Annotated in this window: 27 protein-coding genes and 1 pseudogene; 15 read left to right on the top strand and 13 right to left on the bottom strand. The window is 40.0% G+C overall.

Features of this window, described 5'->3' with window-relative positions:
* Positions 1-95: 95 nt before the first annotated feature.
* The 8 genes from AC25JC_RS08010 (at position 96) to AC25JC_RS07975 (ending at position 8,111) form a co-directional block, all read left to right on the top strand.
* The gene (locus AC25JC_RS08010; protein WP_486923820.1) at positions 96-1,478 is read left to right on the top strand and encodes a YadA family autotransporter adhesin; all 1,383 of its coding nucleotides are present in this window, start codon (positions 96-98) and stop codon (positions 1,476-1,478) included.
* Positions 1,479-1,710: 232 nt separating this feature from the next.
* Positions 1,711-2,406 carry an outer membrane lipoprotein periplasmic chaperone LolA gene (gene lolA, locus AC25JC_RS08005; protein ID WP_111885313.1) on the top strand — a complete coding sequence of 232 codons (696 nt, stop codon included), beginning with the start codon at positions 1,711-1,713 and terminating at the stop codon, positions 2,404-2,406.
* A 161-nt stretch (positions 2,407-2,567) separates the two neighbouring features.
* The gene (locus AC25JC_RS08000; RefSeq protein ID WP_180083732.1) at positions 2,568-3,359 is read left to right on the top strand and encodes an RsiV family protein; all 792 of its coding nucleotides are present in this window, start codon (positions 2,568-2,570) and stop codon (positions 3,357-3,359) included.
* 117 nt (positions 3,360-3,476) lie between these two features.
* Positions 3,477-4,748 (top strand): serine--tRNA ligase, encoded by a 1,272-nt coding sequence (gene serS, locus AC25JC_RS07995; protein WP_078192204.1) that lies wholly within the window; start codon positions 3,477-3,479, stop codon positions 4,746-4,748.
* Between the two features lie 73 nt (positions 4,749-4,821).
* Positions 4,822-6,216: a siroheme synthase CysG gene (gene cysG, locus AC25JC_RS07990; RefSeq protein ID WP_486923819.1), complete on the top strand. Its 1,395-nt coding sequence runs from the start codon at positions 4,822-4,824 to the stop codon at positions 6,214-6,216.
* A gap of 3 nt (positions 6,217-6,219) precedes the next feature.
* Positions 6,220-6,924 (top strand): hypothetical protein, encoded by a 705-nt coding sequence (locus AC25JC_RS07985; RefSeq protein ID WP_486923818.1) that lies wholly within the window; start codon positions 6,220-6,222, stop codon positions 6,922-6,924.
* A gap of 38 nt (positions 6,925-6,962) precedes the next feature.
* Entirely contained in the window at positions 6,963-7,442 is a 480-nt protein-coding gene (locus AC25JC_RS07980; protein WP_111885295.1) for a tRNA (cytidine(34)-2'-O)-methyltransferase, read from the top strand.
* A gap of 168 nt (positions 7,443-7,610) precedes the next feature.
* Positions 7,611-8,111 (top strand): hypothetical protein, encoded by a 501-nt coding sequence (locus AC25JC_RS07975; RefSeq protein ID WP_486923817.1) that lies wholly within the window; start codon positions 7,611-7,613, stop codon positions 8,109-8,111.
* A 112-nt stretch (positions 8,112-8,223) separates the two neighbouring features.
* Here AC25JC_RS07975 and AC25JC_RS07970 read toward each other — a convergent pair whose 3' ends face one another.
* Both AC25JC_RS07970 and AC25JC_RS07965 read right to left on the bottom strand, forming a co-directional pair.
* Positions 8,224-9,855 (bottom strand): PT dipeptide repeat lipoprotein, encoded by a 1,632-nt coding sequence (locus AC25JC_RS07970; RefSeq protein WP_486923816.1) that lies wholly within the window; start codon positions 9,853-9,855, stop codon positions 8,224-8,226.
* A 70-nt stretch (positions 9,856-9,925) separates the two neighbouring features.
* On the bottom strand, positions 9,926-10,321 hold the full coding sequence (locus AC25JC_RS07965; RefSeq protein ID WP_486923815.1) for a hypothetical protein: 396 nt from the start codon (positions 10,319-10,321) through the stop codon (positions 9,926-9,928).
* 152 nt (positions 10,322-10,473) lie between these two features.
* Here AC25JC_RS07965 and AC25JC_RS07960 point away from each other — a divergent pair, with 152 nt between their 5' ends.
* From AC25JC_RS07960 to AC25JC_RS07950, 3 genes are all read left to right on the top strand, one after another.
* Positions 10,474-11,670: a cupin-like domain-containing protein gene (locus tag AC25JC_RS07960; RefSeq protein WP_486923814.1), complete on the top strand. Its 1,197-nt coding sequence runs from the start codon at positions 10,474-10,476 to the stop codon at positions 11,668-11,670.
* Between the two features lie 66 nt (positions 11,671-11,736).
* Positions 11,737-12,549: a DUF6502 family protein gene (locus AC25JC_RS07955; RefSeq protein WP_486923813.1), complete on the top strand. Its 813-nt coding sequence runs from the start codon at positions 11,737-11,739 to the stop codon at positions 12,547-12,549.
* The gene (locus AC25JC_RS07950; protein WP_180023220.1) at positions 12,527-13,165 is read left to right on the top strand and encodes a hypothetical protein; all 639 of its coding nucleotides are present in this window, start codon (positions 12,527-12,529) and stop codon (positions 13,163-13,165) included. Before AC25JC_RS07955 ends, AC25JC_RS07950 begins: the two co-directional genes overlap by 23 nt.
* A gap of 61 nt (positions 13,166-13,226) precedes the next feature.
* On the opposite strand, the gene AC25JC_RS07945 is transcribed toward AC25JC_RS07950, so the two are convergent.
* The 6 genes from AC25JC_RS07945 to rpoD all read right to left on the bottom strand — a co-directional run bounded on the left by AC25JC_RS07945 (position 13,227) and on the right by rpoD (position 19,809).
* Positions 13,227-14,624 carry an APC family permease gene (locus AC25JC_RS07945; RefSeq protein WP_111885298.1) on the bottom strand — a complete coding sequence of 466 codons (1,398 nt, stop codon included), beginning with the start codon at positions 14,622-14,624 and terminating at the stop codon, positions 13,227-13,229.
* A 265-nt stretch (positions 14,625-14,889) separates the two neighbouring features.
* Positions 14,890-16,074 (bottom strand): iron-containing alcohol dehydrogenase, encoded by a 1,185-nt coding sequence (locus AC25JC_RS07940; RefSeq protein ID WP_111885299.1) that lies wholly within the window; start codon positions 16,072-16,074, stop codon positions 14,890-14,892.
* A 3-nt stretch (positions 16,075-16,077) separates the two neighbouring features.
* Complete coding sequence (locus tag AC25JC_RS07935; protein ID WP_180011534.1) at positions 16,078-16,611, bottom strand: hypothetical protein; 534 nt, start codon at positions 16,609-16,611, stop codon at positions 16,078-16,080.
* A 75-nt stretch (positions 16,612-16,686) separates the two neighbouring features.
* The gene (lipB, locus tag AC25JC_RS07930; RefSeq protein WP_180114813.1) at positions 16,687-17,346 is read right to left on the bottom strand and encodes a lipoyl(octanoyl) transferase LipB; all 660 of its coding nucleotides are present in this window, start codon (positions 17,344-17,346) and stop codon (positions 16,687-16,689) included.
* 158 nt (positions 17,347-17,504) lie between these two features.
* Positions 17,505-17,792, bottom strand: coding sequence for a YbeD family protein (locus tag AC25JC_RS07925; RefSeq protein ID WP_078191448.1), 288 nt, complete (start codon positions 17,790-17,792; stop codon positions 17,505-17,507).
* Positions 17,793-17,919: 127 nt separating this feature from the next.
* Complete coding sequence (gene rpoD / locus AC25JC_RS07920) at positions 17,920-19,809, bottom strand: RNA polymerase sigma factor RpoD (protein WP_078192191.1); 1,890 nt, start codon at positions 19,807-19,809, stop codon at positions 17,920-17,922.
* A 399-nt stretch (positions 19,810-20,208) separates the two neighbouring features.
* Here rpoD and AC25JC_RS07915 point away from each other — a divergent pair, with 399 nt between their 5' ends.
* Complete coding sequence (locus AC25JC_RS07915) at positions 20,209-20,418, top strand: PA3496 family putative envelope integrity protein (RefSeq protein ID WP_078191373.1); 210 nt, start codon at positions 20,209-20,211, stop codon at positions 20,416-20,418.
* Between the two features lie 67 nt (positions 20,419-20,485).
* Positions 20,486-21,010, top strand: a complete 525-nt coding sequence (locus AC25JC_RS07910) for a YecA/YgfB family protein (protein WP_078191372.1) — start codon at positions 20,486-20,488, stop codon at positions 21,008-21,010.
* 79 nt (positions 21,011-21,089) lie between these two features.
* Here the strand turns inward: AC25JC_RS07910 and AC25JC_RS07905 are convergent, their stop codons facing one another.
* The 5 genes from AC25JC_RS07905 to trhO all read right to left on the bottom strand — a co-directional run bounded on the left by AC25JC_RS07905 (position 21,090) and on the right by trhO (position 24,461).
* Positions 21,090-21,506 carry an ABZJ_00895 family protein gene (locus AC25JC_RS07905; protein WP_180089143.1) on the bottom strand — a complete coding sequence of 139 codons (417 nt, stop codon included), beginning with the start codon at positions 21,504-21,506 and terminating at the stop codon, positions 21,090-21,092.
* A gap of 124 nt (positions 21,507-21,630) precedes the next feature.
* Positions 21,631-22,041 (bottom strand): ABZJ_00895 family protein, encoded by a 411-nt coding sequence (locus tag AC25JC_RS07900; protein WP_078191370.1) that lies wholly within the window; start codon positions 22,039-22,041, stop codon positions 21,631-21,633.
* Positions 22,042-22,062: 21 nt separating this feature from the next.
* A complete protein-coding gene (locus AC25JC_RS07895) occupies positions 22,063-22,674 on the bottom strand; it encodes a DedA family protein (RefSeq protein ID WP_111885305.1) in 612 nt (203 codons plus the stop codon).
* Between the two features lie 363 nt (positions 22,675-23,037).
* A complete protein-coding gene (locus tag AC25JC_RS07890) occupies positions 23,038-23,334 on the bottom strand; it encodes a hypothetical protein (RefSeq protein ID WP_078192186.1) in 297 nt (98 codons plus the stop codon).
* A gap of 194 nt (positions 23,335-23,528) precedes the next feature.
* On the bottom strand, positions 23,529-24,461 hold the full coding sequence (gene trhO / locus AC25JC_RS07885; RefSeq protein WP_111885306.1) for an oxygen-dependent tRNA uridine(34) hydroxylase TrhO: 933 nt from the start codon (positions 24,459-24,461) through the stop codon (positions 23,529-23,531).
* A 188-nt stretch (positions 24,462-24,649) separates the two neighbouring features.
* On the opposite strand from trhO, the gene AC25JC_RS07880 reads away from it, so the two are divergent.
* Both AC25JC_RS07880 and AC25JC_RS07875 read left to right on the top strand, forming a co-directional pair.
* The gene (locus AC25JC_RS07880) at positions 24,650-25,138 is read left to right on the top strand and encodes a DUF1289 domain-containing protein (protein WP_168378110.1); all 489 of its coding nucleotides are present in this window, start codon (positions 24,650-24,652) and stop codon (positions 25,136-25,138) included.
* 62 nt (positions 25,139-25,200) lie between these two features.
* Positions 25,201-25,458: pseudogene (locus tag AC25JC_RS07875) on the top strand (LysE family translocator); the annotation flags it as partial.
* Positions 25,459-25,556 lie beyond the last annotated feature (98 nt).

Below are 25,556 nucleotides of genomic sequence, written 5' to 3'. Positions count from 1 at the left end.
ATGTATATATCAATAAATCACCATAAATAGCGATTTAAATCACAAAAATTAAAGAGCGTAATAGAGGAGTACAAATACAAAAAAAGGATAGGGACATGAATAAAATATTGAATACAGTTTTTATCAATGCTGACTATCAGAAAAGGAATTGTCCTGATAAAAGCCAACAAATTGCATTTGAAAAGACACTAGGACTTGGTGAAATAACTTCAATCGCTATTAAAGCTGTACCAAAATTACTTGCTGTGAGTATTTTACTTTCTCTAGGCTCAATTGCATGGGCTGGTGGGAGTGGCTCGTCATATCCTGAGCATACTTGTAATCGTTGCAATAGTGGTATTCCTGGGCCAGTAGGGCCAATGGGACCTCAAGGTCCTGCTGGTGACAAAGGCGATACAGGAGCAACAGGTGCAACCGGAGCTAAAGGTGACAAAGGCGATACAGGAGCAACAGGCGCTACTGGTAAAGATGGACTCAATGGCCGAGACGGCATCGATGGTAAGGATGGGTTGAACGGTCTGAATGGCAGCAATGGTCTAGATGGTGCAAGTGCTTATCAAGTTGCGGTGAGCAATGGTTATGAAGGCAATGAAGACCAATGGTTAGAAAGTCTACGTGGTGCAGTTGGCGCACAAGGACTAACTGGTGAAAATGGTTTCAGTGCGTATGAACTTGCGATAAAAAATGGATTTGTCGGTACTGAAGTTGAATGGTTGTTGAGCTTAAAAGAAACAGATCCGTACATTAAAATTCAATCAAACGTTGCCAATACAGCACCTAAACCAACTGCGAATGGACAAGATGCGATTGCAATCGGTGCAGGTAATAAAGCTGATGGTAATCAGTCTATTGCCCTCGGTGTAAACAATACAGTCAGTGGTGATGGATCTGGTGCTGTAGGTTCAAATAACACAGTCACAGGTAATAATACCTATGTGGTTGGTAACAATATCAACACCTCTGCAAATAATGCTGTTGTACTTGGCAATGGTTCAAGCTCTGACCGCAATAACACGGTTTCCGTTGGCTCGGCTGGTGCAGAGCGGCAAATTATCCATGTGGCAGCTGGTACGGCAGACACCGATGCGGTAAACGTGAAACAAATGCGTCAAGCAGATCTAGAAGTGTTAAATAGTTCAAAAGCATATACAGATCAGCATGGGGCAAATGTACTCAACCAATCCAATAGTTATACCAATCAACGTGTGAATGAATTGAACCATAATTTCAATAAATTTAAAGATAATGTTTACGGTGCTGTTGCTTCAAGTATTGCAATCGCCTCCTTACCTCAACCAACAGATGCTGGATACAACATGTTCAGTGTAGGTATGGGGACTTGGGAAGGTTCACAAGGCTATGCAGTAGGTTTTAGTGGAGTAACTGAGAGCAATAAATATGTGTATAAATTGGCTGCAACAGGGAACTCTGAAGGTGACTTTGGCGCTGGTGCATCGATCGGTTGGCAATGGAAGTAACTCAATATTGGATTATTAAAATTGCTAAATCGTTGTTTAACTATTTGAAAGGCATTTGAATCAAATCAAGTGCCTTTTTATTTTATATTTCTCCATCATGATGAATAAAAAACAGCAATTTGCATTAATAACCATACAAAACTTCTTATTTTCTCTAAATTTAGTCAATGAAAGTGGTTTAAGATGGAGCCATCTAACAAATTGCGTTGATGCAAATATAAAAGGTGAATCTATGAAAATGCTTCGTAAAACCATCTGTGCTATGGCATTAGGTGCAGCGACACTGGCACCGGTTATGAGTACGACAGTATTCGCGGCACCAGTTGCAGCGTCGGAGCAGCAGGCAACTGCCAATTTGGTGAAACAATTATCGGGTATTAAAAGTTTTACAGCTAACTTTCAGCAAACTACAAAAGTGACTAACCCAAAAGCAACTCAAAAGAAAGGTTTAAGTGCGCAGCATATGAACCAGACTTTTACTGGGGTCATGAAAGTTCAGCGCCCGGGTAAATTCTATTGGGAAACAACCAGCCCATCTAAGCAAACTATTGCGACCACAGGTAAAACAGTTTGGATCTATGACCCAGACCTACAACAAGCAGTACGCCAAAGCTTAGATGACCAAGTTGCGAATACGCCTGCATTATTATTGTCAGGTAATACGGCTCAAATCATGAAGTCTTATCGTATTACACAGCCGAATAAGACCAAAACTTATTACACTTTATATCCAAAAAGTGATGATGGTGTGTTTCAAAGCTTAACCATTAGTTTTGGTGCGAAAAATGCGCCGACTTTAATGATTCTCCAAGACTCATTAGGTCAAACAACCCATGTACGTTTCAATAATGTGAAGGTGAATGCGTCTATTCCAGCGTCAACCTTTAATTTTGTACCTCCAAAAGGTACGGACATTATTGATCAATAATTCTCATAATCGAAAAAAAGCAGACATCGGTCTGCTTTTTTTATGGAGAAATGTAAAGCCAGCAAGCTGAATATAAGAGAAATTTAGTAGTATGCTGATATTCACAGTTTGCTTAAATGAAGTGACTTGTGGTTTTGACTGTTGCTATAGGGAATTTTGGGATGAAAAAAAATCATATGAATAATATAGCTTGGGCTGTTTCAGCTGTGGTTTTAGTCGGGTCATTAACGGCCTGCCATCCTCGAAATGAACCTGTTGAAGGTGCAACGACGGAACAGAAGCCAGCAGTCGTCGCTGATGCGATTCCACTTATTCAATCTAAATCAGTTGCGATGCAATTACCAAAAGCACAGGCTTGCGATGCGGAAGGCTGTACCCAATATACGATTCAAACGGTTGAAACCAATGTTGATTGGATTAATCAATATTTTACTGATCGGATTAAAAAAGCAGACCCGATTGCATTTTCAACTGAGCCGAATCAAAAAATCGATTTATCAGACAAGACGGATGCAGGCCTAAGTCAAAGTACCACTTCTGTTCGATATATTAGTCAGTGGGGACATATCGCAACTTTTGCAATCGAAAGCTATACCTACGCAGCGCATGCGGCTCATGGTATGTCCCATGTTGAATATGTCAATTTTGATTTAAAAGCCAAAAAACGTTTGGCTTTACAAGATGTATTGGTCAAAGGTGCAGATACGAAAGTGATTAGCGCACTTTTTGATGCCAACTATATGTGGTTAGATAGTCATGATATTGAACGTTCAAAACTTCAGTTAAGCGATAATTTTTATTATGGTGCGAACGGGATTGTATTTGCTTATCCACTGTATGAATTGGCGAGTTATGCAGAGGGCATGCCTGAGCTAAAACTTCCATATTTTACGGCTAAAGGGCTATTTAAACCTGAATATTTACCAAGTTTGCCAAATTACGACACCAAATAAGACAATTTGAAGCAAGATTATTGGTTTAATAAGGGGCAGCTGTAAGCTCGGTCACTGTATTTTTGAGTGTTAAGAGCTTACACTATAGCCAGTTTTTTTCTTTACTTAAGATTGGCTATGATCGACCCGAAATTACTCAGAAATAATATTGAGGCTGTAAACTTAGCCTTAGCAAAACGTGGTGTTCAACTTAACGTAGCAGAGTGGGCAGACCTTGAAGCTCGCCGTAAGGAAATTCAGTCTAAAACTGAGTCGTTACAAGCTGAACGTAATGCTGGTGCAAAACAAGTTGGTCAAATTAAAAAAGCTGGCGGTGATGCATCTGAAATCATGGCACGTATGTCTGCTATTGGTGATGAAATTAAAGCCGCAGAAGTTGCACTTTCTGAGCTTCAGGCTGAACTTGAAGCCAAATCTTTATCGATTCCAAATTTACCTCATGAGTCTGTGCCAGAAGGCAAAGACGAAAATGACAATGTTGAAGTTCTAAAGTGGGGTACACCACGTCAGTTTGATTTTGAGATCAAAGACCATACTGACTTGGGTGAAATGATGGGCGGTTTAGAATTTGAAACCGCAACCAAATTGACAGGTACTCGTTTTAGCGTACTCAAAGGCCCATTGGCGCGTTTACAGCGTGCAATTACCCAATTTATGTTAAATACACATACCTTGGAAAATGGCTATACAGAAGCGTATGTACCTTATTTAGTTAATGCAGATTCTTTACGTGGTACAGGCCAATTGCCTAAATTTGAAGAGGATTTATTCAAACTTCAAGGCGAAAAAGAATACTACCTGATCCCGACTGCAGAAGTGCCTGTAACCAACTTCGTGCGTGATGAAATCATTGATCCAGAACGTTTGCCATTAAAATATGCAGCGCATACGCCATGTTTCCGTAGTGAAGCGGGTTCGTATGGCCGTGATACACGTGGTTTGATCCGTCAACACCAATTTGACAAAGTAGAAATGGTTCAGATTGTAAAACCTGAAACTTCGATGGATGCGTTGGAAGAATTAACGGGTCATGCCGAAGGTATTCTTCAAGCATTAGGCTTACCATACCGTAAAGTCGTTCTGTGTGGCGGAGACATGGGCTTTGGTGCAATCAAAACTTATGATTTAGAAGTTTGGGTGCCAAGTCAAAATACCTACCGTGAAATTTCATCTTGCTCATGCATGGGTGACTTCCAAGCACGTCGCATGAAAGCACGTTACCGTACTGACCAAAAGAAAACTGAGTTTGTACACACGCTAAATGGTTCAGGTTTGGCCGTTGGGCGTACTTTACTTGCCGTGATGGAAAACTATCAACGTGCAGACGGTTCAATTGAAATTCCAGCAGTACTTCGTCCATATATGGGCGGTGCTGAATTTATCGATTAATAGTCGATAAAGTGCATACATTTGTGCACAAAAATTGCTTAAGACAATCAGATTTAAACTATTGAGGTCGTGTGTGGATATCTTTCCAATCTCTTTGAAGTTGCAGCAGCAACCTTGTCTGATTGTTGGTGGTGGTCGAATTGCATATCGAAAGGCTGTGCTGCTTGCAAAAGCGGGCGCTCAGCTGACAGTTTGCTCACCCGAAATTGAAGATGATTTATTGACCTTGGTTAATAAAACCCAAGGTCAATATCTCAACTCGATTTATCACGAATCGGTTTATCAAGAAAATGCCATTGCGCTGCGTCAGTTTCGTTTAGTGATTGCAGCAACCAATGACAAAGCGGTCAATCAGGCGGTTTTTGAAGCCTGCGAAGCTGAAAATGTCTTGGTTAATAGTGTCGATGATCCGCCGCATTGCCGTTTTATGGTTCCTGCGATCATTGACCGTTCTCCACTGGTCATCTCCGTTGCATCTAATGGCACATCGCCAGTACTCTCGCGCCAAATACGCACCCAGTTAGAAAGCTCGATTCCGCATGGCATGGGCAAACTGGCTGAGTTCTCAGGCCAATGGCGCGCAGCCGTTAAAGCCAAAATCGTCAATCCAGATGAACGCCGTATTTTTTGGGAAGACTTGTATGCAAGCCCGCTCAAAGAGCAGGTATTCAATGACAATTTCACTGAAGCCAATCGTTTGATTGAACAGGCCTTATTGGAATGGAAACAGCCGAAAGGTGAGGTGTATTTGGTGGGTGCAGGGCCGGGTGATCCTGAACTGCTGACCTTAAAAGCCCTGCGTTTAATGCAGCAAGCGGATGTGGTGATCTATGACCGTTTGGTCTCTCAGCCGATTATGGACCTCTGCCGCCGTGATGCAGAGAAAATCTACGTAGGTAAGGCACGATCCAATCATGCTGTTCCGCAAGAAGGCATCAATGCCTTACTAGTGAAATATGCAAGTGAAGGAAAACGCGTTTGCCGCTTAAAAGGCGGAGATCCGTTCATCTTTGGCCGCGGCGGTGAAGAAATTCAGGAACTCTTTGCGGCAGGCGTTGCCTTCCAAGTCGTTCCGGGAATTACTGCTGCCTCTGGATGTTCTGCTTATGCAGGGATTCCTTTAACGCATCGAGATTATGCGCAAAGTGTACGCTTCTTGACAGGGCATCTCAAAGAAGGTTCACCGGAGCTACCTTGGAATGAGTTGGTTTATCAAAATCAAACGCTCGTGCTGTATATGGGCTTGGTCGGTCTAGAAAAAATTTGTGAGAAACTCATTGCGCATGGGCAGCGTCCAGACATGCCTGTCGCATTGGTCTCTAAAGGGACGACACCTGAACAAAAAGTCGTGGTTGGGACATTGGCAGATATTGCATCTAAAGTCAGTGAATACCAAATTCAGGCGCCTACATTGACTATTATTGGTGATGTAGTGAGTCTGCGTGAACAACTTCAATGGCTGGATTGATGGATGGCCTATTATTTTGCTGGCTATTATTTGTTGCGGCTTAAACAACATGCATTATTGAACAGGGCTAATCAATTTGTTCGTACTTGTAGTTCTTGCATTAATGATCATTTGATTAGCGATTGGTCTTATTCATGCTTTAAAAATGCTCATTTTAAAATAGAAGATGTACAAAGCCAGTTTAATTTGTCTAATTTGCAATTGAGTAACTTGCGGAAGTGGGCTGATCAACATAGTTTGCAAGATCAGGTTGGTTGGATCAGCCTCTTTTACGATATTGAAACTGCTTTAGAATATAAGCATAAATTCTTTGAGCATTGTCAAAACGTTCACTTATTATCAATGTATATTGATGAAGAATATAGACAGGATATTCTTGAAATTTATAAACCTGCTTTTCCTAATATAGGAGAGGTCGGCCTTTATTCGTGTTTGAAGAAGGTAATTGTTGAACCTGAAGATACTAATGAATTACTTTTAGGCTATGACTATATTGGCATAGAACCTTGTGGAGATTTTCACAGTTTTCATTGTCACCATCTTGCAGATAGGCTTTGTGAGAAATTCAATTTAGACCTTAACTACAATAATTTATTTGATGATTCTTCAAGGCAGTCTGAAATTGAAGATTTTCTAAATGATGAATCGTCAGGACTTGAAGCAGTCCCATGGGGGATTGCAAAAGTGAAGTTGGTCAAATCTTGGTAAATATGTATTTATCAAATAATTTAATATAGAGAATATACGTGATACATGTTGTTTTATACGAGCCAGAAATTCCTGCAAATACAGGGAATATCATTCGTTTATGTGCCAATACTGGAGCGCAGTTGCATTTGGTCAAGCCTTTAGGTTTTGAGCTGGATGATAAAAAACTTCGCCGTGCCGGTTTGGATTATCATGAGTGGGCACACATGAAAGTGTGGGAAAACTTTGAAGAATGCCTTGCGGGCTTAAAAGCACAAGGTATTGAGATGGATGCCATTTATCCATTAACCACCAAAGGTTTTGAAACACCGCATACCTCTAATTTAAATCGTCCTGTGGCACTGTTGATGGGGCCAGAAACACGTGGTTTGCCGGAAGATGTCCGTATGATGTTCCCAAAAGAACATTGGATTCGCCTGCCGATGGCACCAAATTCACGCAGTTTAAACTTGTCTAATGCTACTGCTGTGATTTTATATGAAGCTTGGCGTCAGCAAGACTTTAAAGAATTGGTCTAAGTGTGATCTGTTCAAAAAGCCGCTCTATCGAGCGGTTTTTTATTGGGAGTGAACACAGTGAACCATTTACAGCAATGAAGTTTTGTAAAATAAGGGCTTAAAAACTTTAGCATCAATATAAAAATGTGTATAAGAACACTGTGAAGAAATAAAACGGGTACTTAAAACTTGAAATCTATAAATTTAAAAGCTTTTGGTGTCGTGATTGCGACCGGATTCATTTCATCAATGAGTTGGGCTAATCCAACCGTATCAACCACAACGGAACAGATACCAGTCACCGTTACTGCAACTACAGAAAATGTTCCAGTTGTACCGAAGGCTGAGGTGATTAAGCCTTTTACTAAGGCAGAAATCCAGCAGGGCATGCTGGAAATGCAGCAAAGACAAAATCAGCGTATTGAGGAATGGGGGAAAACACTAAAAGCCGACGATTTTGAACGTTCTTGGTATGGTGGTCGCCAATTGAAAAAAGCAAAGCGTCAGGAAGTATGTGGACTATATCAAGGCTTAGTCAATGAAACATACAGCTTGGCTCAAAAAAATAAAGCGCGTCTTAGCCCTGCCGATCAGCAGTTAGTAGCAGATCGAAATCAATTTATTCAAAGTTTAGGTTATGAAAAAAATATTGTAGATACCAAGATGGGTTTTAATTGCCGCTTAAAATAAGTGGTTTGCTGAAACCCTTTTGATCCATCTCAATAATTAATGTCCTTGATGCCGAGACATCAAGGACATGGAAAAGCTTAAGTACTTTTAAAAGCTCGAGAAACCTAGTGAATTAATCAATTAGATTAAAGTCACTCAGCTCTGTTTGCAGATGTTTTGGATTATTTGCAAACAGCAGTTGACCGCTGGTGTATAACCAACCCAATTGACCTTGCTGCTGAAGACGTTTCAGTAAGACGTCGTTAAATGTCGACGTTGCAAAGACAGTTTCGCTAAAGACTTTAAACTCACCGACATTGGTGTTTTCACTATCTTTCATAAACAGCATGCCGTTTTTGGTGGTTGAACTCATATCTAAAGCACGGCTGACTAAGCGGTAACCGTCTTTAGCTTGCTCATCAATCAACTCCTGTAATTTTAAGCTGCGCTCTACACTATTGCTGCCGGTTGGGTGAGTTTTATAGCGATAGCTGTAAGTGCCATGGTGTGCGCTGCTATTTATACAGGTTGCAACTTTAGGACTGTTTTGATTGCCGTTCAGAATTTCAGGACGAAAACCTGTGTAATAGCTTTTGAATTGAATAATACGGCAGCCTTGGGCACCCAGTGTATTGAGCATAGTTTCCAGTTGCACTGGGTCTACGAGCGGGGAAACATAGCCGCTGTCGTAAGTATATGTCGCGGTATCGTTTTCTTTTTTAATGAAATAATCTTTGAAATTCAGGGCATTGGTTGGTCTGACGCTATGCAAGTATTGATAGCCTGATTTACCTTTTTCATTTAACTGATTACGCCATGTAAAATATATGTCAGCGATAGAGGGTGCTGTACGGTCTGCAACAATATGATTGAAACGCGTATTTTCATTGGCAAGTTTCATGTAGCTATTAACATTACCATTGTCCAGGGTTTTAGTATCATAGCCAATTAACTTATAACCGCTTTGTCCCATTGTATTGAGCTGAGCCAAGAAGTTTACTGTGTCGGTCGTATTAATAAAGCTCTCAGACTTAAAATCTGCAGTTGTGATTTTGGTTTTCGGTTTTAAATTGGTGAAGAATTCATTGGAATTTTTTGTATAGCAGCGGCTGTCCTTGAGTGGGTCGGTAATTAGACCTCGTTGCATGATGATATAGCTTGGATTTGAAATCGTCGCGTTAATCACGCAGAAAGAATTATTATTTAAAAAAGTTAAGACACGGTTGCTCGTCGCGTCACCTCTGACTGGTTGAAACTTAATCGAATGATATTCAAAGTTATTTAGTGTTGCAGCCGGCTGTATTTCACTCATGACCATGTCATGAAGTAATTGATAGCGTTTGGAAATAAATTCACCGCTGCAGGTTTTGCTTGAACTATTGTGTACTGCATATTTTAGTTCTTCATTCACTGCACTGACTGAGTTTTCACTGGTTTTATGAATTGAAATTTGTGGTAAATCGCAATTATTGTTACCGAGGGCAGAATTCCCTTGAATCCATTCTCCTGTGAATTTATCCGCTACAGTTGTTGGTGTTGGTGTTGGTGTTGGTGTTGGTGTTGGTGTTGGTGTTGGTGTTGGTGTAGGTGTAGGTGTAGGTGTAGGTGTAGGTGTAGGTGTAGGTGTAGGTGTAGGTGTAGGTGTAGGTGTAGGTGTAGGTGTAGGTGTAGGTGTCGCGCCATCATCATTGGAGCTTGATCCACCACAGCCCACCAATGTCGTAAATACAGCAGCGATAATGCTGATTTTGTGATTATTATTCATGACTAGTGCTCAATAGAGTAAAGTTGTTATGTACGGCTGATGCGGTTGTATAAACATTTAAAATCAAGATTTATTGAACAAGGTGTGACTCAATCCAGCCATTGCCATGTTCTGTAGTGACTTCGATCAAACCTGTTTTAGTCATGTTTCCCGCAAAAATAATGTCTGCATTTTTTGACAGTTTGTTAATGACTTGGCTCGATTTATCGGCAGTTTTATAAAGCGGTAGATTATTAATTTTAGGTCTAAGTTGCTGTCCCATACTGAAACCATTTGCAGCATAATTTGAATTAGTCGTGGCCCGACTACCTGTCCATTCTTTTGCGGTATTCGATACTTCTTTGGATGTTTCATTAAATTGATTCAGCGTATTTCTTAAATCACGCATAGTATCGGCAAAACCTGCATATACCGGTATTGAAGCTAAAGACAGACTGCTAACAATGACTAAATGACGAATTTTCATGAACTTTCTCCTTTACTTTGTTATGTCATTCCGCATGAGTTTTGTCGGATTCATAACATTCGCGGTGTTTAAATAATTATAAAATGCGAAAATTTAGCATTTTTAAAATAGATCATTTATACTTCACTTGTAAAGAGGGTGGAGTGGTGAAAATGAATGTAGAAAGCCAGAGTGAACATTTAAAGCAAAGTAAAAATTGGTATCAGTCCTTACCGACGGAATGGCAAAATTGGTTGAATGAAAATATTGAAAATGGTTGCGATGTACAGAAAATAAGTCTAATTTTACAATCACATGGATTAAGCCCAAGGGCGGATCAATACTTATTTTCTGATGCAGACCAACTTTCAGAACAGCTGCAAAATGAACTTTTGGAATACAGTCTTGAGGGCTTAGAGACAGATGAAATTTTAGAAAAAACTAAGCAAAAAAATATTTCAAATCATTTGATCATTCAGTTTTTAAAGCGTGTAAACAATAACGTAATTTTTAAAAAACTGAAGCAAGTACAGCAACAGCAGAATAAACAGCGTTGGCTATTACAGGTGATGGGTCAATTGAATCAATTGAACGACCATATTCCATCCACAATCGATTGCATAGAAACACCTGATTTTGAAACATTTATAGAGCGGTATTATAGCCAGATGCGACCGGTCATTTTAAAAGGTGGGATACAACACTGGCCTGCATTGCATAAATGGAGTCCTGATTATTTTGAAGAGCATTTTGAAAATGAGTTGGTTGAAGTCCAGATGCATCGTGAGCAGCATCAAGATTTTGAAAAAAAATCGGTACAACTGAAACGTATTATTTTGATGCAAGATTTTGTCGCACAAATTAAAGCCACTAAGCACAGCAATGACATTTATTTAACTGCGAATAACGCCGCTCAAAATAAGCAATTCATGCAAAAGATTAGTGATGATTTAGGTGACTTCGCCAAAGCTTATTGTCAAAAAGAGATCAAAAATCGACATTTTTTATGGTTTGGCCCTGCAGGCACATTTACACCACTGCATTATGACTTAACCAATAACATGTTGGCACAAATCTATGGACGTAAGAAAGTGACTTTGATTCCTGCATGGCAAATGCCGTATATGTATAACGATCAGTGGGTATTTAGTGAAGTTACAGATTTAAAAAAGGCTAATTTTTCTCAATATCCATCGTTGAAAAAGGTCAGACCTATTGAGTGTACATTGAATCCAGGAGAAACCTTATTTATCCCAATTGGCTGGTGGCATAGCGTTGAAAGTTTGGATATATCGATCAGCGTGTCATTTACGCATTTTAATGTAAATAATCATTTTTTTACTGAATATCCTCAAGATCTCATCAGATAAAAATTGTGAAGTAGATTAAATAATGCGAAAATTTCACTTATGCAGTCTAATTTTCATGGCAATTCAATGAGCAAACTTCTCACCAATGAGGCAGATCAAAATTTACAGCAAGTATTGGTGCTGATGAATGAGTTGAGCCAATGGTTGATACGATCAGGTGTTGGATATACTGAGTTTACTGCTGCATTGAAGCCTATATTTTTTCAACAAGCTGTACGTGAGTTAGAGCGTATCGATCAAAAACCCACGATTTCTGCGATCAGTTTACTTTCAGGCCTACACCGTAAAGACGTGACAGCTTATAAAGAAGTGATTTCTGAAGGTAAGGATTTGACCGAAGCGACTGTTTCAGAGCCGATTAGTGTGCCATCACGTGTGATTGGTTTATGGTTAGCAGAAGGTTGGGGGGATTCATTGCCCTTCAGCAGTGAGTCAGAAAATAGCTTTGAAATGCTGGTGAAAAGAATTTCAACAGAACGTCATCCGCGTTCGGTACTCAATGAACTTGTTCGTTTGGAAATTGCCACTGAAAAAGATGGGCAGGTGTATTTACAACAGCGTCGTTTTATTCCAGATCCTTCACAATTAGAAGCACGCAAAATTTTAACGCGAAACGTTCAAGCGCATTTAGAAGCAGGTTTGCATAATTTATTGAATCCTGATGAAATGCCATACTTAGAACAAGCCATTTGTGCTGACGAATTAACAGAAGACTCGATTAATAAATTACATGAAATGAGTTTAGAGCTTTGGCAAAAATACTCACTACAACTTTTAAAACTTGCCGCGGAGCGTTGCGAAATGGATGAGGGAAATCCTGAAGCAAATCGTGTATTTCGCTTTGGAGTTTATCAACATGATACGAAAATTAAACTTTAAAACTTTAACCCTTTGTGGCTTGATCAGCGTTTTAGCGGGTTGTGACATAGAGTTTTTTCGAAGTGGTGGGGTTACAATTGAAGGTACAGGTGATCCAATCATTGATATCGGTCATGCAGGGGATGGCCGCGGAACAATTATCTTGGGGACACGATATTTAGAGTTTTCAGCTTCCGTGCAGGATTCTTGTTATGGCGTGGAACGTAAATTAGCCTTCCTCAATCCATTTGATCGTCAGTCGATTGACACAAAAACGTATGTAGAAATACCTGCTGCCCAAGCGGATCTTAATTCGCAAAATGTTCAATTGATCTTAAAAAATACCAATAGCGTACCAGTCACCATTCATTTGCAATGTGATATGCCATTAACCATGCAATTATTCGAGCAGGTTAGACCATATTTTCCAAAACAAGTATGTGATACACCTATAGATATCAAACTCTATCCACAACAACAGCATATATTTGAAGCAGCTGTAAATTTAGAGACTGTTGAAGATGGTATATGGTCACACGGTGATGGAGCATCGGTTGAATTAAAAGGCAATACACCAGACAAGTGTGAAGAAATTTCAATTCAATTTCAGCAATCTAGAAAATCCATACAACCTTAATTGGTATATTTAAAACAAAAAAGGCGCTTTAAGCGCCTTTTTTGTTTAGAGATAAACTTGCTTAGAATTTATCATCAAATTCGTTATGTTGCGGGGCAGGGTGTTTAAAACCTTTGGTTTTATAACCAAGGTATAAAATACCAAACATTGCCCACCACAAACCATATTTCAATGCAGTTTCTTCAATTTCCAACCACATTGCAAAGATACTGATAAAGCCAAGCATTGGAATAACGACAAAGCTAAAAATATCTTTGGCTGTTTTTGTGCGGCCATCACGTAGCGCATAACGTGAAATCACAGATAAGTTCACGAAAGTAAAGGCTGTCAATGCACCAAAACTAATCATCGAAATGACAATATCAAGATTCATAAAGCCCGCAGTTAATGCAACCGCACCTACGATCATGATGTTGTACGATGGTGTGAAGTTTTTTGGACTAATATGACCAAAAATCTTTTTGTTAATGACGCCATCACGACCCATTACATACATCAGACGTGATACGCCAGCATGTGCAGAAATACCTGATGCCATTACTGTCACAATCGCAAAAGTTAACACATAGGATTGGAACAGTGAGCCGCCGACGAGCAAGAGTATCTCTGGCTGTGTTTCAGCAATATTCTTGAAATAGTTACCCGGCTCAGCAGGGAAGAACAGCTGCATGAAGTAGGTACTAATAATGAAGATAATCCCTGCGATTAAAGCAGTTAAGAAAATCGCTTTCGGCAGTGTTTTCTCAGTATCTTTGGTTTCTTCTGCCAATGAACTTAATGAGTCAAAACCAGTGAACGAGAAGCACAGTAATGTTGCACCTGTAATCAGCGCACCCACAGACGTCAGCTCATTCCAGAATGGCTCAAGGCTCCATAATTGGTAGCGTTCTGCAGCAGAAATCGGGCCATCAGCATTGAAGCCCATTTGAAGCTTGCTGTAGACCATCCACGTGAAAATACCAATTACTAATAACTGCACAAGTACAATCAGGCTGTTGAAGTTAGCAACAAAACGCGCGCCGCGTAAGTTAATTCCAGTCATGAATGCCGTTAGCACAATGACCCATACCCAGTGGTTTACTGTTGGAAATAGTGCTTCAAGGTAAATCACTGCAAGAATAATATTCACCATTGGAGATAATAGGTAGTCTAACCAAGAAGACCAACCCACCATGAAACCAACGTTCGGGTGAATAGATTTTTGGGCATAGGTATACGCAGAACCCGAAGAAGGGTAGCGACGGATCATATGACCATAACTAATCGAGGTAAACAGAATTGCAATAAGGGCAATAATGTAAGAAGTCGGCACGTGTCTATGACTTTCTTCAGATACTAAACCAAAAGTATCAAATAGAGTCATTGGTTGGATGTAAGCCAAACCAATAATAATAATGTGCCAGAGTCCAAGCGTTTTTTGCAGTTTAGCTGCCGATTGAGTCCCAGAGATATTTGTCAACGGCGTTATCCTCTTATCGTTGATCAAGGATCAGTCATATTCTAAGGATCGTTTGAGACGAACGATCCCCCCTACGTTTTAAAACAAAAGTGCGCCAATCTACTCCAAATTGGTACATTTTGTCAGTAACTTTGAAATTATTTTTAGCAGAAATTATGCCAGTTTGATTAAAAAATAACTGATATTGCGTTCTGCAAGTGAAAAGCCTGATGTTTAAAAAAACATCAGGCTTAATTTTTCGCTATATTCGCTTATTTTTCAGCAATTACCAAGCTTTTTTTAGAATAGTTTTGAGGTCTTCTAAGCTGGCTTCTTTAGGATTATAAATAATAGATCCATCATTCAGTGCTTTCTCTGCCACTTCATCTAATTGAGCTTCAGTCACTTTACCTGTTTCACTCAAAGTACGTGGTAATTTGGTCAAACTAAACAAGCGGTCACGCATGGCTAAAAGCGTTGAAATGGCTTTTTCAGCGCGGAGGTTGGCCGGTGTTTGTGCATAAATATCAGGACCAGCCAGTGGTAATAGCAATTCAGCAATCTTATCGCCATTCACTTCTTTGTTGTATTCCAACACATACGGCAAGAATAAATTCATGCATAATCCATGGGGCAGGTGAGCGACTGCACCCAGCGCATGACCTAATGAATGCACTAAACCGACCATTGAGTTCGAAAATGCAATTCCTGCCATCGTAGAGGCTTGTGCAAGTTCTAAGCGCCCATGTGCATCGCTGGTATTATCTAATACACCAAATAAGCTATTGCTAATTTTCTTGATTGCGGCAGTTGCATAGGCATCTGAAATCGGGTTCGCCGCCATGCACGTATAGGCTTCAATGGCATGCGTCATCGCATCCATCGCTGTCATTGCTGTAAGATGAGGCGGCAAAGTTTGCGTCATACGTGGGTCAAGAATTGCTGCATGTGGCATCAAATAATTCGATGCAAAAGCCATTTTAACATTCTTTTCAGGGTCAGAAACCACAGCGACCATAGTCACTTCTGAACCTGTCCCTGAGGTTGTTGGAATCACAAAAAATGGTTTTAAAGGTTTAGGTAAGTTGTGCGCACCTGAGTATTTCAGTAAGTCATCACCACCTTCAGATACCAAGATGTTGGTTGCTTTAGAGGTATCAATCACTGAACCGCCACCGACGGCAATAATGGCATCACATTGGTTGTCGCGGTAAAGTTGAGCCGCTTTACGTACGGTTTCTAGACTTGAGTCTGGCGGAACATCATCAAAAATATAGCCAATCACCGTCTCGGTACTTTCAAATGCCGCTTCAATCGGTGCAAGTAATTGATTACTGCGAACGCCTTTGTCAGTAATGATCATGGGGCGTTTAGCACCTAAAGTAGACAGTTCGAATGGAATGTGTTCTAAAGCAGCATGGCCAGCAATCACTTTTACAGGACAGAAAAATTCGTAATATGGTTTAGCCATGTGTTATGCGCTCCGTTTTAAATAAGACTGGGCTACTTTTAAATAAATATTTGCAGCACCGCTCAGTTTTTCTTTTAGGCTTAAATGTGTTGGATATTCTTTGACAGCCAATTCAGCCACCAATTTAGGTAAAATTAACGCTTCCATTTTGTTGAGACAACGCACCAGTCGGATGGCATAAGACAAATCACCATCGGCGATCATGCGGTCATTGGCAAAGGCTTGTGCGGTACTTTCTTGAAATGAGAAGACCAAAAAGGCATGATTCAAATGCTTAAACGTAATGGTTAAGTCAGGCTTTTGAGTGCCGGGTGTGAGGAGTTTGAGTTGATGGTCTTCCGTGACTTGCGCGACAAATGCAGCACCATTAGGAAAAACATTCATAGATAAAATAAAATTAACTGGAAATTTAGCAACTTCTTGTTTAATTTCTTCATCGACCTGGCTCGCCATGACCAGACCTCTGCCAATCACATCCATCATGAGTTTGACATAGGCCTGCTGGAGCGCGGGTTTAACGGATTTAGTTGCAATCACGTGTACATCCCTTATCTATAATTATTAATTTAGAGCTTTTACTCTAAATTATTTTATTTGAGAAAGCAAAGTCTTTTATAGTTGTTTGACTGTTACGTCTTTAAAGTAACCACTGTTTTTCAAAGTATCAATGATATCGACGCATAAGTTTTCAAATTTAGGGTAATCTTGCACCAAATCTTGTATACGAACCATTTCTAATCCAGCATAGCCACATGGATTAATGGTATGAAAACCAAATAGATCACAATCGATATTCAGTGCCAAACCGTGATAACTGCGGCCTTTACGAATTTTAAAACCGAGAGAACCAATTTTGCGTTCTGCAACATAAACACCGGGTGCATCAGGCTTGGCATAAGCGTCGATGCCGTACTTTTTCAGCAGTTCGATCATCAAGTTTTCTGCATAGGAAACCAGCGTACGCACGTTCCAACCTAAGCGATTTAAGTCAAACATGAAATAAGCGACCAACTGACCCGGTCCATGCCAAGTGACTTGTCCACCACGGTCTGTTTGTATCACAGGGATGTTACTTTGCACCAAAATATGTTCAGGTTTGCCAGCTTGCCCCTGAGTTAATACATCGGGATGTTGCAATATCCACAGCTCATCAGGTGAGTTTTCATCTCGCTGTTCAGTGAGAGTTTTCATCTCTAAAAAGCGGTCTGCATAAGGGGTAAGTTGGTTATATTGACGAATGATTAATTCGGGTTTTTGAACAGTTTCAGTCACGTATTTCGTGTCCTTTTCTATCAAAGTCATGTATGGATTATAATGAATTAGACGTACAAAAGGGGGGTTAAATACTGAATTACTTGAGGGTATTACTATTATACTTAGACATAAAAAAACACGCCCTAAAGCGTGCTTTTTTATTTAAATCAACAGAATTACAGCGCGGTACGAATGTGTTTACAAGCTGCTAAATCCGCATAGACCGCATGTACTTGTTCTAACTCTTCGAAACGTAATTGAGCAGTAATTGAATGATATTTACCTGTACGAGATGGAGTCACAGTCATTTTACTGCCATCAAAATCAGGAAAATGTTTAACAAAAATTTCATTCACTGCAAGGCGAAGTTCTTCACCTGCATTACCAATCAATTTAATAGGGTAGTCCATAGGGAAGACCCAAAGATGCTCTTGCAATTCACGTGAAGGAGCGCGATTAGTCATATCAGTCATGGGACACCTCATTATTTAAAAATACCTGCAATGAGCAGGTATTTGGAATCATTTGCTACATGCTCATAATATGGGGCGGAAAACCCCATATTCAAGCCTGCATTGTCCTAGTTATAGGTTAATCATTCTCAAGGAATGAACGCAAATGCTCTGAACGTGATGGATGGCGAAGTTTACGTAATGCTTTCGCTTCAATCTGACGAATACGTTCACGTGTTACGTCAAACTGTTTGCCCACTTCTTCCAAGGTATGGTCGGTTGGCATATCGATACCAAAACGCATTTTCAAGACTTTCGCTTCACGTTCAGTCAAGTTTTCAAGAACTTCACGTGTTGCTTCTTTTAAGCCTTCTGACGTTGCAGCGTCAATAGGAGAGGTGATATTACCGTCTTCAATGAAGTCACCAAGATGCGAATCTTCATCATCACCAATTGGTGTTTCCATTGAAATTGGTTCTTTCGCGATTTTAAGCACTTTACGAACTTTCACTTCGTCCATTTCTAGACGTTCACCTAATTCTTCTGGTGTAGGTTCACGACCCATTTCTTGAAGAAGTTGGCGAGATACACGGTTGATCTTGTTAATGGTTTCGATCATGTGTACTGGAATACGAATGGTACGTGCTTGGTCGGCAATCGAACGCGTAATCGCCTGACGAATCCACCATGTTGCATAAGTCGAGAACTTATAACCACGACGATATTCGAATTTATCCACCGCTTTCATCAAGCCGATGTTACCTTCTTGGATCAAGTCGAGGAATTGCAAACCACGGTTGGTGTATTTTTTCGCAATCGAAATTACCAAACGTAAGTTAGCTTCAACCATTTCCTTTTTCGCACGGCGAGCTTTCGCTTCACCAATCGACATACGTTTAGAAATGTCTTTGATGCCTTTAACATCTAAACCAAGTTCTTTCTCGATGTCAGCGATTTTTTGTTGGAATGCCAGAACGTCAGGGCGGACTTTTTCAAGATAGCCTTTCATTTCTGCAGGTGCTTTAGCAATTTGTTCATCTAACCAAGCAAAGTTAGATTCTTGACCTGGGAAAGACGTACGGAATTGAGTACGGTCCATACGACCACGACGTACTGCATAGCGCATAACTTCACGTTCAGAAGTACGGATTTGGTCATGGGTATTACGAATCAAATCAGAGATGATGTCGAATAAACGTGGTGTGAATTTGAACATCATAAACACAGTTGCAAGTGCTTCAAGTGCAGCAGCAGCTTCTTTACTGTTACGACCATGTTTTTCAATTGCAGCTTTAGTGACTAACCATGCTTGTTCAAGCTCAGTGAAACGTGCTTTAGCAATTTCAGGATCTGGACCAGATTCGCCTTCAGAATCATCATCACCTTCAGACTCTTCTTCTTCATCGTCATCATCAAGTTTGACATCTTTAGTTGGCTTGTTGGTTGACGCTTCATCTTCATCGATCTCAGAATCATCTTCATCGATCACTTCTGGGATGGCTTCGTCAGATTCTGGATCTAAATAACCAGAAAGAATATCAGCTAAACGGCGTTCACCCGCTTCATAATCTTTATATTCTTGCAATACAACTTCGACTGCATTTGGCCAATAAGCAATAGAATGTAAAACGTCACGAATACCTTCTTCGATACGTTTTGCAATGCTAATTTCGCCTTCACGTGTCAAAAGCTCAACTGTACCCATTTCGCGCATATACATACGCACAGGGTCAGTGGTACGACCGGGTTCATTTTCAACAGATGCAAGTACAGCAGCGGCTTCTTCTTCAGCAACTTCGTCAGTCGCTTCGCTGCCACCTTCAAACATTGTATCGTCAGTTTCTGGTGCACGATCATGTACCGGAATACCCACGTCATTCAACATCTGAATGATGTCTTCAATCTGTTCACTTTCAGTGATTGAGTCCGGGAGATGATCGTTAACCTCGGCGAAAGTTAGGTAACCTTGCTCTTTGCCTCGGCTAATCAGAGCCGCTACTTGAGAAGTAGGGGAAGTCATATCGCTCATCTTTGCTTACTCTTCGTTGAATCTGTGGCAGTAAAAAACCGTGCATTTTAGCACGATCGTCTCATTAAATCTTGTTAATAGCTGGCTTATCCCATTAGGACGGTACAGCATCAAGCTGTCCAATGAGATATTAAAAATTTAAATTCAGTAATTTAGGTGGGGCTGAAATTGTTGTTTTCAAGTTCATCCCATGCATCGATTATTTTACGAGTCATCTTTGACTGTCATAAAAATGAAGGACGCAGGGTGGATTATATCATGCCACAGGTTTTGGTAAGAAAAAAAGACCTATTTTTAAAGTTTAGTTGTTAAAAAAACAAATAAAACTTGACAATATTTTATATCCCATATAAATAGCGGCTAGACCCCTTCAATTTTTTTCATTATGAGGTAGTTTTGGTGTCTTCTACAGATTTTGAACTAGATGATAACTACGGTGATGATGATGTGAATTTCGATGAGGCCAGTGCAAAAACTAGCGCGAAAGAATCGTTAGAAAAGCGCCGACTTATTGATGACCTTCTGGCTCAGCGCCGTCTTGAACGTGAGCTTAAAGATTTTGATTACGACATCGACGATGACGATGATTTTGATGACGAAGAAGACTAAATAGCGATTTAGCATAGCGCTTGAAAATGCTATGCTTACGCATTAAGTTTCTAACTCTGGATTTGAAATGAGTGCTTTAGATTTAGACCTTTTGAGTGACTATTTAGACGGCGATGACAACGAGCATGGTCTAGATTTTGCAGCGACTCATGGTTTTTTATGTGCAATTGCAGTAGGCCCAGCTTTTGATAAATGGCTAGACGAACTTTTTGATAACAATCAGAAAAAAGTACCTGCTGAAATTATTGCACAAGTAAAAGCATGGCTCGAATCGATTCGTCAGAATCTTGCCAATGAAGATGGTATTGAATTTCCATTTGAAATTGAAGAAGCCGATGTTGAATCAAGTCTTGGTGACTGGAGTGTTGGCTTCGTTGATGCCATGTTCCTAAACGAAGATGCATGGTTCACCGACGAGTTTGAAGAACAATTGGTAGATTTAACTTTGCCAATCATGGTGTTCAGCGGCATTGATGAAGAAGATCCACAAATGGAATCTTTCCGTCGTAATGGTCAGTTGATGGATGAACTTGCAGAAGAAATCCCAACCAATTTGAACGAATTATATTTGATGTATCACACACCAAATTAATTTCGACGAAATTTAAAAAAAGCACCTTGGGGTGCTTTTTTAGCGCTATACCTTTTCAATTCAAAATTAGTCTAAAGGCTTAACTACGTTTGGCTTTTAAGAAGCTCTTTGCCATCCATCCAAAAGATAAAGCCAACATGAGATAATGGATGAATAAGGTAAAGCTGATAGCAAGCAGCCAGACCCAAGCGGGTAATTGCGTTAGCGCCATTTGAATAAAGGCTTGGGTTTCAGGGAAGATCAAGAGACAAATGACAGTCGCGACGACACTAATCAGTACGGAAGCTAAAATACAGCTCCAAATCAAAGTTCGCTTTTCTAACTTATTTGGCACTCGCTGATGGTCTTTAACAAAGCTAGATGCTGCAGCAAGACCGCCCACGATGAGACAGGTAATAGATGAACCACCAGGTAAATCAAAGAAAGATTCGATGGCTGCGACAGCAACCATGGCGAGTGCATAAGCAATGCTAAATGTGATGATGTATTTTTTCATTATTTAATGTTCATGTTTTCATTATATAAAGTGCGAGTATAACTTACCTGAAGTGTCTTCACTGAATTTTAACTTTCATTGAAGTGGTGATGATTTAAATTTTAACGCAATACATTGAAAAAATTTATAATTTTTTAGCGCAGTAGTCTGCATACCAACCATAGGCAATATGAAATATTGTGCCATGAATGGCGACCAAACAAAGCATAACCACAGCAGTTAGCCCAATGCCTGCATTATCCACAGACTTCATAATGCTTTCGGCATTGGGATTCATCAGCACCAAGAACAGCACAAAAAAGCTACCAATGATGATTGCAACGGCACTGGAGCCCCAAACCAGTTGGATCTTTTCATGGTTGCTAGGCACACGTTGTTCTTTCTTTACAAAATGCCCAACGCTGATTAATGCACATGCCACCAATGTAGGAATTAATGTAATACCACCAAGATTTAATCCAAAAATTAATACGGTAATCAAAAGCACCAAGGCGATGCTATAAACAGCAGCAAAGTGTAGGAGATAGTGTTTCATTTAAGCCCCAAAAACAAAAAATTAACGAGGTCGACGTTGATGTCGACGGTACAAAATCCAAGCAATAATGATGACTGTGATCAGAATAATCACATGGCCAACTTTACTAAATATTTGCTGCATTAACTGCTGATTTTCACCTAAATAAAAACCCATACAAGCTAAAAAAGTGGTCCAAATAATCGTACCTAAACCACTATAAAACATAAACTTCCAAAATGGCATGCGGCTCATTCCAGCAGGAATACTAATGAGAGAACGCACAGCTGGAATCATTCGTCCGAAAAATACAATGCGGTGACCGTATTGCTCAAACCATGCTAGAGATTTTTTTACATCTGCCGACTTGATAAATAAATACTTTCCATAGCGATCGACGAAGTGAAAGATGGATTCATGCTTAAATTTATAACCAATCCAATATAGCAATGCAGCCGCCAGTAAAGAACCGACACAACCTGAAATAATGACACCAATGAGCAGTAGTTGACCTTGGGAGGCAGAATAGCCAGCCGAGGGCATAATGATTTCAGAGGGGATTGGGGGGAAGACATTGTCAAGAAACATGAGTAGGGCAATACCGAGATAACCCAATTGTTCCATGATTGAAATGATCCATTCAGTTAAAGTCATGGTAGCTAAGGCAGAGAAAAGGTGTATTTATCCTATGTTGAAAAGCGCAGTGGGTAAAGTTCCGTTTTAAATATTCCTGAAACCACCTAAGCAAAAACAACAAATATTGAGTTCACCTTGTATTAGGTAGCACGTAGGCTGAATTAGAAGGAAAAGTATGAATACGTGATGGCCTTAAGATATGCTGAATGATATAAGGCTGAATAATTGAAAGGCTTAGATCATAGTTTTTAAAGTACTGAGTGTACGCTGTTCAGTTTGGATTTTATTTAGATTTCGGAGCTTTAGCAGCTTTAAAAATCGTTTTATATACTGAACAGCGTAGGACTAGGTTGCAATAAGTGACGTTGTAAGGTGCGTAAATTAATCATCATGTTCCATATTTAACAGTGTGTGAATATAGACTTGGCGTAAGCTTAGAGATAAAGCAAATGGAATCACACACAGTCCAAGAATGTTGAGCATAGTGGGTTGTAAGTGCAATGTATAAGCAATAAATAAGGCAAAAATTGCACCAATGCATGTAGCAATACTGACTATCAAAATATGCGACTGTTGGTTAAGGAGGTGTTTTAATTCTCCTACACTTTCTTTTACACGGGGAGCGGGTAAAGCAAGGCGCCTTGAGGTTGCAATTGGAGAGTTGATTAATTTTGGCATAATGCTTTCCTTTTCAATTATCTATAATGATTTTCTCGGATCAATTGATCAGAATAAGCATAAATGCGCGAACTGATTCTCGTAAATAACCAGATATAGTTATTTTGTCAAAAAAATTAAGTCACTGTTGAGAATCCGTAAAAAAAGCCCTAAAAATAGGGCTTTTATTTATATATCGTTACAACAAATTTTCCTTAGAGACGCTTACGTTTTGCTGCCACAATTTGTGATTGACGCATACGGAAGCCTGCTTTTTGCTGTTCAGTAGTTTTGTCGATACAGTATTTGCATGATACGCCGTGTTCGTAGCTCGGAAGTTCAACTTCAGCAGGAGCCAGTGGCCAACCGCATGCGTGACATTTGATATTTTCGCCTTCTTCCATACCGTGAGTGACAGCAGTACGACCGTCAAATACGAAACATTCACCTTCCCACATGCTTTCTTCAACAGGGGTTTCTTCTAAATATTTTAAGATACCGCCTTTAAGGTGATAAACCTCATTAAAGCCTTCTTGAAGTAAAAGTGAGGTTGATTTTTCACAGCGAATACCGCCTGTACAGAACATGGCAATTTTCTTATCTTTATGCTGCTCAAGCTCTTTTTTCACGTATTCAGGGAATTCACGGAAAGTCTCAGTTTTCGGGTCAATCGCACCCTTAAATGTACCTGCTTTGTACTCATAGTCGTTACGTGTATCAATTAGGATTACGTCATCACGTGTAATTAGTTCATTCCATTCTTTAGGATCAAGATAGTGACCGACTAAATCACGTGGTTTCACTTCCACACCTAAAGTCACGATTTCTTTTTTCAGTTTGATCTTCATTTTACGGAATGGTTTGTCCGTACTATGTGATTCTTTGTATTCCATCGCATTAAAGCCTTCATTGAGAAGGAATTGATGGATGATATCTACAGATTTACGGTCACCGGCAACAGTACCGTTAATACCTTCACCTGCCACAATTAGAGTACCGCAAAGGTTGATGGTTTTTACCAAATCTAAAAGACGTTGTTGAAGATCGGCAGGATCTTGAACTTCTTTGAATTGATAAAGTGCGGCAACAACCCAACCAGAGGTCGCTTGCTGTTCTACAGGTGCAAGCTGTTCTACAGTAGCGTTCATGGAGTACTCCAAATGAATAAACAGGATAAAAATTAAGGCGCACATTCTACCGTGATTTGGATGAATAAGCGAGTAAAGCGATGGCTTTTAACCACACATTTGATCATAGCTTCATTTCAGTAGTTTTAGCGTGTATAGTCATGCCGAGTTGTTTTTATCCCATAAATATTGATTGAATGGAGCCGGTTTTGAGTACTGATCGTCGAATTGCCTCGTTAACCCCATGTGCAGGGCGTTGTTCTACGGTATTTGGTGATTCAGTCTGTCGTGGTTGCCGCCGCTTTAACCATGAAGTCATAAAATGGAATACCTATACAGCAGAGCAACACACGGCCATTTGGTGTCGTTTAGATGCACAATTAGATCAAATTTTAATACCGATGTTGCCGCAAGCAGATATCATCCATGTCGAAGGCTTTGTCTTGTCTAAGCGAGTTCGCTTACGTCCAGATGCAAGCAAAGGCCGCAAACTGTATCACGCACTCAAGCTCTGCGAAAAAAACCGTCATTTCACAGATGAAAGTGGACTCGGGATACATTACAAACAGGTGCGACCGTTGTGGGATGAATTTGAGCGTCGTGTTTTAGCACTCGCCACAGCCAGCTATGATTTGGCATTTTTAAGAGCAGATGCCATTCGCTTGCATTTATTGCAAAACATGGATGAAGAGGACTAAGTCCTCTTTTTTTATTTATGAAATTTATCGTGATGTAAAAAAATAAGTAAAGGAATCTCAGCGTGAATTATTCGGAGTACTTTTTATATTGTGTGGCAGTCATCGTAATGATTGCAACGCCTGGACCTGTCATGCTGTTGGTCGCAAGTTCAGGTTTACAAGGCGGATATAAAAAGGCATTTCAAACCATTGTGGGGACAAATTTTGCGTCACTGATTTTGATTGTGCTTTCAGTGTGTATTTTAAAAGGCATTTTAAATGTGAATGCGCATTGGCTCGATGGCATCAAAATACTGGGTTGTTTATATATTGCTTATATTAAGCCTCTTTCATAAATCAAAAAACGAACAGTCTCTTGCTGATTATTTGTACCGAAGAATTTTAAATATTCATGCATAATCTGCGGATGAAATACATC

This window comes from Acinetobacter sp. P37 (genome assembly GCF_057480965.1).
Note: the sequence above shows the minus strand (reverse complement) of the source record. Positions and strands in the feature narration are given on the sequence as shown.

Bases quoted from the DNA above. Each gene is read 5' to 3' on its own strand.
- lolA (WP_111885313.1), top strand. From the start codon at position 1,711: ATGAAAATGCTTCGTAAAACCATCTGTGCTATGGCATTAGGTGCAGCG.
- serS (WP_078192204.1), top strand. From the start codon at position 3,477: ATGATCGACCCGAAATTACTCAGAAATAATATTGAGGCTGTAAACTTA.
- AC25JC_RS07950 (WP_180023220.1), top strand. From the start codon at position 12,527: ATGATACGAAAATTAAACTTTAAAACTTTAACCCTTTGTGGCTTGATC.
- AC25JC_RS07940 (WP_111885299.1), bottom strand. From the start codon at position 16,074: ATGGCTAAACCATATTACGAATTTTTCTGTCCTGTAAAAGTGATTGCT.
- AC25JC_RS07965 (WP_486923815.1), bottom strand. From the start codon at position 10,321: ATGAAAATTCGTCATTTAGTCATTGTTAGCAGTCTGTCTTTAGCTTCA.
- AC25JC_RS08010 (WP_486923820.1), top strand. From the start codon at position 96: ATGAATAAAATATTGAATACAGTTTTTATCAATGCTGACTATCAGAAA.
- AC25JC_RS07985 (WP_486923818.1), top strand. From the start codon at position 6,220: ATGGCCTATTATTTTGCTGGCTATTATTTGTTGCGGCTTAAACAACAT.
- AC25JC_RS07905 (WP_180089143.1), bottom strand. From the start codon at position 21,506: ATGAAAAAATACATCATCACATTTAGCATTGCTTATGCACTCGCCATG.
- AC25JC_RS07890 (WP_078192186.1), bottom strand. From the start codon at position 23,334: ATGCCAAAATTAATCAACTCTCCAATTGCAACCTCAAGGCGCCTTGCT.
- trhO (WP_111885306.1), bottom strand. From the start codon at position 24,461: ATGAACGCTACTGTAGAACAGCTTGCACCTGTAGAACAGCAAGCGACC.
- AC25JC_RS07955 (WP_486923813.1), top strand. From the start codon at position 11,737: ATGAGCAAACTTCTCACCAATGAGGCAGATCAAAATTTACAGCAAGTA.
- AC25JC_RS08000 (WP_180083732.1), top strand. From the start codon at position 2,568: ATGAAAAAAAATCATATGAATAATATAGCTTGGGCTGTTTCAGCTGTG.
- AC25JC_RS07895 (WP_111885305.1), bottom strand. From the start codon at position 22,674: ATGACTTTAACTGAATGGATCATTTCAATCATGGAACAATTGGGTTAT.
- rpoD (WP_078192191.1), bottom strand. From the start codon at position 19,809: ATGAGCGATATGACTTCCCCTACTTCTCAAGTAGCGGCTCTGATTAGC.
- AC25JC_RS07900 (WP_078191370.1), bottom strand. From the start codon at position 22,041: ATGAAACACTATCTCCTACACTTTGCTGCTGTTTATAGCATCGCCTTG.
- AC25JC_RS07970 (WP_486923816.1), bottom strand. From the start codon at position 9,855: ATGAATAATAATCACAAAATCAGCATTATCGCTGCTGTATTTACGACA.
- AC25JC_RS07925 (WP_078191448.1), bottom strand. From the start codon at position 17,792: ATGACTAATCGCGCTCCTTCACGTGAATTGCAAGAGCATCTTTGGGTC.
- AC25JC_RS07960 (WP_486923814.1), top strand. From the start codon at position 10,474: ATGAATGTAGAAAGCCAGAGTGAACATTTAAAGCAAAGTAAAAATTGG.
- AC25JC_RS07910 (WP_078191372.1), top strand. From the start codon at position 20,486: ATGAGTGCTTTAGATTTAGACCTTTTGAGTGACTATTTAGACGGCGAT.